Consider the following 8207-nt stretch of genomic DNA (forward strand, 5'->3'; position numbering starts at 1 on the left):
GTCATGCAATGAGTGCAACAGTTGGCGGTACCACCGCCCTTGGCGACAACGCCGCCCGGCAACTAGCCAATGCCACCAAGACCGTCCCCCAGCTTTCCACGATTTCGCCGCGCTGGCTTACGCACCTGCTGCAATGGACGCCCGTGGAAGCAGGCATCTATCGCCTGAACAAGGTGAAAAATCCGGAAGACATCCGGGTTACCTGCACAGCCAAGGAAAGCGAAAACCAGCTTCCGCGCACTTATGTCGACTATGAAGAGAACCCGCGCGAGTACTTCCTGAACGCGGTCAGCACCGTCCTGGACGTCCACACCCGGGTGTCTGATCTCTACAGCAGCCCGCACGATCAGATCAAAGAGCAATTGCGCCTGACCATTGAGACCATCAAGGAAAACCAGGAAAGCGAACTCATCAACAACCCGGACTACGGCCTCCTGGCTCAGGTCACGGACGAGCAGCGCATCTTCCCCTTGACCGGCGCGCCCACGCCAGATGATCTGGACGAGTTGCTGACCAAGGTCTGGAAGGAACCCGCTTTCTTCCTGGCGCATCCGTTGACCATCGCCGCCTTTGGCCGCGAAGCCACGCGCCGCGGCACACCTCCCCCAACTGTCAGCCTGTTCGGCTCGCAGTTCATTACCTGGCGCGGTGTTCCGCTGATCCCTTCAGACAAAGTACCTGTGGCTGACGGCAAGAGCAAAATCTTGCTGCTGCGCGTGGGCGACAAACGCCAAGGCGTGGTGGGCTTGTACCAGCCTGGCTTGCCGGGCGAGCAAGGACCAGGTTTGTCGGTGCGCTTCATGGGCATCAACAACCACGCTATCGCCTCCTACTTGATATCACTGTACTGCTCGCTGGCAGTTCTCACGCCCGACGCGCTCGCCGTGCTGGACGACGTAGAGATCAACCGCTATCACGACTACTCAGTGCTAGACACCTACAAGTAAGTCGCTGGCATGACCGTAACCACCGTCGTCCCCGGCGCCTTCGAGGCGCCCATAGACCCGGCAGCGCTGGCGCGCATGGCCAGCGCCATATTCTCGGCGCTGCCCGGGCAGTTGCCTGGCGCGCAAGCGCCGGTCAATGTGGCCCCACCCGGATCGCCCCTATCCAGCCCTGCCGGACTGGGCCCAGGCGTGCCTGGTACACCTATTCCACAAGGTCAGGTGCCCGGCACCAACCTGATCCCGGCGTCGCCCACTCCGGTGCTGTCGCTGGCCAACCGCATCCCTGCATTGCTGCCACACGCGCCCGCCGGTAACGGCGTGCCAGACAACGCTTTCGCGCCCGTGCCTGGGTACGAGCCGCGGTTCGGCGGCAACGCACTGGGTGTGCCAGAAGCGGCTTCAGGAGACTCCTACTACTTCCTGCCAAACGGCCACCCCTCCCCCGGTGGTGCGCCTCAGCCAACCGCCAAAGCCGGCTCACTTGACGCCTTGGCACAACTGCCATTCGCCACACCCGAGCCGCCACGTGCCGTGCCCGCCACTCCAGCGGCGGCGCAGCCAGTGACCACGCCGTCGACCGAATCACAGTTCTACTTCGTAGACGCTGTGGTGCTCCCCAGTGGCTATACAACGCCCGCTACCCCAGGCGCGCGCGAAAAACCACTGGGTGTGCAAGATCGCCACCCGGCGTTTGATGTGCACGCCGTGCGGCGAGACTTCCCCATCCTCTCGGAGCGGGTCAATGGCCATCCTCTGGCCTGGCTTGACAATGCCGCCACCACGCAAAAGCCGCGATCGGTGATTGAGCGCGTGTCGTATTTCTACGAGCACGAAAACTCCAACATTCACCGGGCAGCCCACGAACTGGCCGCCCGCGCGACCGATGCCTACGAGGCAGCTCGCGAGAAAGTGCGGGGTTTCCTGAACGCGCCTGATGTGAACGAGGTGATCTTCGTACGGGGCACCACAGAGGCCATCAATCTGGTGGCCAAAAGCTGGGGCTGGCAACACATCGGAGAAGGCGACGAGATCATCGTCAGCCATCTGGAACACCACGCCAACATCGTGCCGTGGCAGCAATTGGCTTCTGCCAAAGGCGCCAAGCTGCGCGTGATTCCGGTAGATGACAGCGGCCAGGTCTTGTTAGATGAGTACCAGAAGCTGCTGAATGACCGCACCAAGATCGTTTCCGTCACCCAGGTGTCGAACGCACTGGGCACCGTGGTGCCTGTGAAGAAAATAGTCGAACTGGCGCATCGCGCCGGTGCGAAGGCCTTGGTCGACGGCGCACAATCGGTCTCGCACATGCGAGTGGATGTACAAGACATCGGCGCAGACTTCTTCGTCTTCTCAGGCCACAAAATATTCGGACCTACCGGTATAGGCGCACTTTGGGGCAAGCGAGGGGTACTGGAAAACATGCCTCCTTGGCAGGGCGGCGGCAATATGATTGCCGACGTCACGTTCGAGAAGACCGTATTCCAGCCTTTGCCCAACACCTTCGAGGCCGGCACTGGCAACATCGCCGACGCCGTGGGCTTGGGCGCGGCCATTGACTACGTGCAGCGGCTGGGCATGGAAAACATAGCCCGTTATGAGCATGAGTTGCTGGTCTACGGCCAGAACCTTCTGCGCCAGATCCCTGGCGTGCGCATGATCGGCACCGCGGATGACAAAGCCAGCGTGATGTCCTTTGTGCTCGCCGGCCATTCGACAGAAGAAGTGGGCCGTGCATTGAACAAGGAAGGCATCGCTGTGCGCACCGGCCACCATTGTGCGCAGCCCATCCTGCGCCGCTTTGGGGTCGAAACCACTGTGCGGCCTTCGCTTGCTTTCTACAACACCACAGAGGAGATCGATCGGTTGGTGAAGGTGGTTCGACGCTTAGGGCAACGCTGAACGACTTCGCGTGCAGCATCTGCCCAGGCTCTAGCTCCAGGAGTCTGCGTCATTGAAAATCTTCGCGATACCACCCGGTATCGCGAAGATTTTTTGCTTTGCGGCCCGCCCAACTGACCGCATGTTGACTGAACCCGGGCACTAAACACCACATAAGCAAACTACTACTTCTTCGTTGGCCTGCAGAAGGCATAGGCCGAAAATTGGCCACATGTCTTCTCCTACCGTCGTCATCGTGCCCGGTTGGCACAACTCCGGTCCCAGGCACTGGCAAACGCTCTGGTACCACCGCTTGCCTCGCGCAGTACGCGTGGAACAGGCCGACTGGTACCGCCCGGCACGCCAAGCGTGGGTGAAGCAGCTGGCTCACACCATCGAAGAGGTAGAAGGGCCCGTGCTCATTGCGGCGCACAGCCTGGGATGCATCACCACCGCGCATCTACCGCCTAGCCTGCACGATCGCATCCATGGAGCGCTGCTGGTGGCCCCGGCAGACCCGGAAAACCGCGCAGCACTGACTGACTTCGCGCCGGTGCCGCGCGAACGCCTGCCTTTCCCCAGCATCGTTGTAGGCAGCTCCAACGACCCCTATTGCCCGGTCGCCAAAACCTGCCAGTACGCCCAGGCCTGGGGCAGCCGCCTGGTGTTGCTGGACAAATCCGGCCACATCAACGTGGAGTCCGGCCACGGCGAGTGGCCGTTCGGAATTACCTTGCTGAAATCCTTGGGTGCTGAGCCACTTTTGCGACAAGCCGCATAAGGCCCCTCTGCACAAGCCCTCGCGGCGCCGAAACGTTCGGTCTCGGGGGGCTGCTGCGTTGAGTTTTGCAGAGGATTCGCAATGTTTATACGAATTTCGAATAAGAACACAAAAACAAAGTCGTTTGAATTAGAAGGACGGACTCTGACAATTCGTCATCGTTGTCTCATTACCTTTCTAATTCCATGAAAAAACCTCTCAAACTAGCCCTTGGAGCCATCGGCTTCACTTTGGCCTCGCTGGCGTCTGCCCAGACCACGCTGCTGAACGTTTCCTATGACGTGGCACGAGAGTTCTATAAAGACATCAATCCCGCCTTCATTGCCCACTACAAAAAGACCACGGGCAAAGACCTCAAGATCGACCAGTCACACGCTGGCTCCAGTGCGCAATCGCGCGCCGTGGCTGATGGGCTGGAGGCTGATGTGGTGACCTTCAACACCACCACCGACATCGACTTCCTGGCCGAAAAAGGCGTGGTCGACAAGAACTGGCGCGGCAAGTTTCCAAATGGCGCCTCCCCCACCACATCCACCATGCTTTTCCTGGTGCGCAACGGCAACCCTAAGGGCATCAAGGACTGGGATGATCTGGTCAAACCCGGTGTGCAGGTCGTCGTGGTGAACCCAAAAACTGGCGGTAACGGCCGTTTGGCTTACCTTGCGGCCTGGGGTCAGGTGCGCGCCAAGGGCGGAACTGATGCACAAGCACTGGATTACGTCACACGGCTGTACAAGAACGTTCCTGTATTGGCTCGCGGCGGGCGCGATGCCACCGGCGTATTTCTTCAGCGCAATATTGGCGACGTACTGATCACTTTTGAATCCGAAGTGGTCTCGGTAGACAAAGAGTTTGGCGTCGGCAAGGTGGACGCCATCCACCCTGGTGCCAGCGTCATCGCGGAAAACCCCGTGGCGGTCGTCGAGCGCACAGTGAACAAGAAGGGCACTGCTGCCGAAGCCAAGGCCTACCTTGACTTCCTCTACTCGCCTGAAGGTCAGGAAATCGCTGCCAAGCACAACATCCGCCCGCGCAACGAAGCCGTACTCAAGAAAAATCCACAGTTCAAGCCGATCAAGCTGTTCACGGTGGACCAGTATTTTGGCTCGCTCGCCGAAGCACAAAAAGTGCACTTCAATGACGGTGGCCAGTTCGACAAGCTCTATACGCCCGGTAAGTGATTAACGAATGACCGCGCTGCTGCGCAGCCTGGGTGAGCAAAGACGGGGAACCAGCCTGGATAGGGTTGGCTGTCGTCTGTGATGCCTCAAAGGCCGGCGTAGCCGCAGTCGTTCGCCACTGCAACCCCTACCCATGTCTTCCACTGCCACCCTTGCAGCGCCCCGTCGCCGCGCCGTACAGCGCGTGCTGCCCGGCTTCAACATCACGCTAGGCTACACGCTGCTGTACCTGAGCTTGATCGTACTGATTCCTTTGTCCGCGCTGATATTCAAGACGCTGACAATGAGTTGGGCTGACTTCTGGACAGCTATTACGGCGCCACGCGTGATGGCCTCGTACAAACTGACCTTTGGCGCATCGCTGCTCGCCGCTTCCATCAATGTGGTGGCCGGCCTGCTCATTGCCTGGGTGTTAGTGCGCTACAACTTCCCTGGCAAGAAAATCGCCGATGCGCTGGTCGATCTGCCCTTTGCACTGCCCACCGCGGTAGCCGGCATCTCTCTCACCGCCATCCTGGCTGGCAACGGCTGGATTGGGCAGTACCTGGAGCCTCTGGGCATCCAACTGGCCTTCAAGCCAGGGGGGATTGTGGTGGCGCTCATCTTCATTGGCCTGCCTTTCGTGGTTCGCACCGTGCAGCCTGTGCTGGAAGACACCGAGAAAGAACTTGAGGAAGCCGCCGCCTGCCTGGGCGCCAACCGCTGGCAGACCTTCTGGCGCGTCATCTTCCCGGCTATCGCGCCGGCGCTACTGACGGGCTTTGCAATGGCCTTCGCCCGTGCCGTTGGCGAATACGGATCAGTCATCTTCATCGCCGGCAATATGCCCATGATTTCCGAGATCACGCCGCTCATCATCATCGGCAAGCTGGAGCAGTACGACTACGCAGGCGCCACCGCCGTGGCCTCGGTGATGTTGCTGATCTCGTTTATCTTGCTGCTGATCATCAACGGGCTGCAGGCCTGGGGACGGCGCCGTTATGGGAGCGCACCATGAGTACTGCAAAACGAATCCGTACCACCGAATCCCCCGCTGTACGCTGGTTGCTCACCACACTCGCGCTGGGCTTCATGGCGCTATTTCTGGTGCTGCCGCTGGCCACCGTGTTCATCGAGGCGCTGCGAAAAGGCTGGGAGGCCTTTGGGGTTGCCCTGCTGGAGCCTGACGCCCTGGCCGCCGTACGTCTCACACTGTTGACGGCCGCTGTGGCGGTCCCCGTGAACCTGGTGTTCGGTGTGGCCGCAGCCTGGTGCATTGCCAAATTCGAGTTTCGCGGCAAGTCCTTTCTCACCACCTTGATTGACCTGCCGTTCTCCGTCTCGCCTGTCGTGGCCGGCCTGATCTACGTGTTGGTGTTTGGCGCCCAGGGCTGGTTTGGCCCGTGGTTGGCAGAGCACAACATCAAGATCATGTTCGCCGTACCCGGGATCATTCTGGCCACCATATTCGTCACTTTCCCATTCATTGCGCGTGAGCTCATCCCTCTGATGCAGGCACAAGGCAGTGACGAGGAACAGGCCGCACAGGTGCTGGGCGCCAGCGGCTGGCAAACCTTTTGGTATGTGACGCTGCCCAACATCAAATGGGGTCTTATCTATGGCGTCATCCTGTGCAATGCGCGTGCCATGGGCGAGTTCGGTGCGGTCTCTGTGGTCAGCGGACATATCCGGGGCCAGACCAACACCATGCCACTGCACGTAGAGATCCTCTACAACGAGTACCAAAGCCAGGCCGCATTTGCCGTCGCCTCCATGTTGGCATTGCTGGCTATCGTCACGCTGGCGGTCAAGAGCCTGGTGGAGTGGCAGCACGCACGTGCGCTGCGGGCCACCACCGAGCTACCTCCAGAACCTTTTACACCTGAACCCCATCAACCTTCTGCACTTGATGCTCAAGTCCGGTCGGTATCTGTCGCGAAAGCAACATCATGAGTATCGAAATTCGCAATGTCTCCAAGCAGTTCGGCACCTTCCGTGCGCTGGGCGATGTCAGCCTGAACATCGATTCAGGTGAACTGGTTGCACTGCTCGGCCCTTCAGGCTGCGGCAAGACCACTTTGCTGCGCATCATCGCGGGGCTGGAGTCCAGCGACGCGGGCAACATCCTGTTCAATGGCGAGGACACCACCGATGTTCACGTACGAGAGCGCGGCGTGGGTTTTGTGTTCCAGCATTACGCCTTGTTCCGCCACATGACGGTGGCAGACAACGTGGCTTTTGGCCTGCGCGTGAAGCCACGGGGTGAGCGGCCCAGCGAAGCAAAAATCAAGGCCAAGGTCCATGAACTGCTGAGCCTGGTTCAGCTTGATTGGCTGGCCGACCGCTATCCCTCTCAGCTCTCCGGCGGCCAACGCCAACGTATCGCCCTGGCTCGCGCGTTGGCAGTGGAACCCAAAGTCCTGCTGCTCGACGAACCTTTCGGCGCGCTCGACGCCAAGGTCCGCAAGGAACTGCGCCGTTGGCTCCGGCGCCTGCACGACGAGTTGCATGTGACGAGTATTTTTGTGACACACGACCAGGAAGAGGCGCTTGAAGTTGCAGATCGCGTGGTGGTGATGAACAAGGGCAACATCGAGCAGGTGGGAACTCCGCAACAAGTGTGGGAACAACCAGCTACGCCCTTCGTTTACGGTTTCCTGGGCGACGTCAATCTGTTTCATGGCCGCGCCTCTGGTGGTCAGATGCAAGTGGGCGATTGGCGCATTCCAGCGCCCGAACATGCCAATGCGCTGGATGCGGAAGCCATGGCCTTCGTTCGCCCGAGCGACCTGGCAGTGGCGCCCTACACCCCCGGCGCGCCTGGCTTGGCTGCCCGGCTTGACCGTGCATTGGTGATCGGCCATCAGGCCCGATTGGAATTGACGCCGCGCGATCAGCCTACGCATATTCTGGAGGCCGATATGCCGGCGGATGAGTATCGGCGCCTGGGCATCAAGGAAGGGGATACTGTCATTGTCTCGCCTCGCAAGGCGCGGGTGTTTTTGGAAGTGGCGGATGATCCGGCGGTGATGATTTAGTGTGGTGGGGTGGACGCTCTTGGCGCGTCTTGCGCACACGGGATTTGGCTCCCTCTCCCTCTGGGAAAGACTAATGCAGGCGCGTCTGCCGGCTTGAACCCTAGAACCCAAGGCTGTAATTTTGTTTTACTCCCTCTCCCTCTGGGAGAGGGCGGGGGTGAGGGCAGGCGGCGGTCGATTGGGCGCTGCGGTTGCTAACTACCTTCTCCTGTTCTTTTAAGGTCGGAGGCCGGGGTTGCGCCCGGCAGCGCAGTCCCTTTCTTTGCTCGCACAAAGAAAGGAACCAAAGAAATGCGACCCCAAGTCCGTGTCCCTGCGCTGCGCTCCGGGCACCCTCCGGTGCTCAGTCAAGGGGCGGTGCGGCAGAACTCACTTCTTTCGCTTCGCTCACTACGTTCAAACA

The 8207-nt window shown here is 60.1% G+C and carries 7 protein-coding genes; all 7 read left to right on the top strand.

Annotated elements, in window-relative coordinates:
- Positions 1-8 precede the first annotated feature (8 nt).
- Positions 9-947: a family 2A encapsulin nanocompartment shell protein gene (locus tag G518_RS0124315; protein ID WP_028604740.1), complete on the top strand. Its 939-nt coding sequence runs from the start codon at positions 9-11 to the stop codon at positions 945-947.
- A gap of 9 nt (positions 948-956) precedes the next feature.
- A complete protein-coding gene (locus G518_RS0124320) occupies positions 957-2846 on the top strand; it encodes a family 2A encapsulin nanocompartment cargo protein cysteine desulfurase (protein ID WP_028604741.1) in 1890 nt (629 codons plus the stop codon).
- Positions 2847-3057: 211 nt separating this feature from the next.
- Complete coding sequence (locus G518_RS0124325; protein ID WP_028604742.1) at positions 3058-3606, top strand: RBBP9/YdeN family alpha/beta hydrolase; 549 nt, start codon at positions 3058-3060, stop codon at positions 3604-3606.
- Between the two features lie 185 nt (positions 3607-3791).
- Positions 3792-4787: a sulfate ABC transporter substrate-binding protein gene (locus G518_RS0124330; RefSeq protein ID WP_028604743.1), complete on the top strand. Its 996-nt coding sequence runs from the start codon at positions 3792-3794 to the stop codon at positions 4785-4787.
- 133 nt (positions 4788-4920) lie between these two features.
- Positions 4921-5784 (top strand): sulfate ABC transporter permease subunit CysT, encoded by an 864-nt coding sequence (gene cysT, locus G518_RS0124335; protein WP_028604744.1) that lies wholly within the window; start codon positions 4921-4923, stop codon positions 5782-5784.
- The gene (cysW, locus tag G518_RS36725; RefSeq protein ID WP_051237356.1) at positions 5781-6719 is read left to right on the top strand and encodes a sulfate ABC transporter permease subunit CysW; all 939 of its coding nucleotides are present in this window, start codon (positions 5781-5783) and stop codon (positions 6717-6719) included. Before cysT ends, cysW begins: the two co-directional genes overlap by 4 nt.
- Complete coding sequence (locus tag G518_RS0124345; RefSeq protein WP_028604745.1) at positions 6716-7804, top strand: sulfate/molybdate ABC transporter ATP-binding protein; 1089 nt, start codon at positions 6716-6718, stop codon at positions 7802-7804. The genes cysW and G518_RS0124345 overlap by 4 nt, the downstream gene beginning before the upstream one ends.
- The last annotated feature ends 403 nt before the right edge of the window (positions 7805-8207 follow it).

This window comes from Ottowia thiooxydans DSM 14619 (genome assembly GCF_000422885.1).
Lineage (GTDB): Bacteria > Pseudomonadota > Gammaproteobacteria > Burkholderiales > Burkholderiaceae_C > Ottowia > Ottowia thiooxydans.

Excerpts from the sequence above, each read along its gene's own strand:
- G518_RS0124315 (WP_028604740.1), top strand. The coding sequence starts at position 9 with ATGAGTGCAACAGTTGGCGGTACCACCGCCCTTGGCGACAACGCCGCC.
- G518_RS0124320 (WP_028604741.1), top strand. The coding sequence starts at position 957 with ATGACCGTAACCACCGTCGTCCCCGGCGCCTTCGAGGCGCCCATAGAC.
- G518_RS0124325 (WP_028604742.1), top strand. The coding sequence starts at position 3,058 with ATGTCTTCTCCTACCGTCGTCATCGTGCCCGGTTGGCACAACTCCGGT.
- G518_RS0124330 (WP_028604743.1), top strand. The coding sequence starts at position 3,792 with ATGAAAAAACCTCTCAAACTAGCCCTTGGAGCCATCGGCTTCACTTTG.
- cysT (WP_028604744.1), top strand. The coding sequence starts at position 4,921 with ATGTCTTCCACTGCCACCCTTGCAGCGCCCCGTCGCCGCGCCGTACAG.
- cysW (WP_051237356.1), top strand. The coding sequence starts at position 5,781 with ATGAGTACTGCAAAACGAATCCGTACCACCGAATCCCCCGCTGTACGC.
- G518_RS0124345 (WP_028604745.1), top strand. The coding sequence starts at position 6,716 with ATGAGTATCGAAATTCGCAATGTCTCCAAGCAGTTCGGCACCTTCCGT.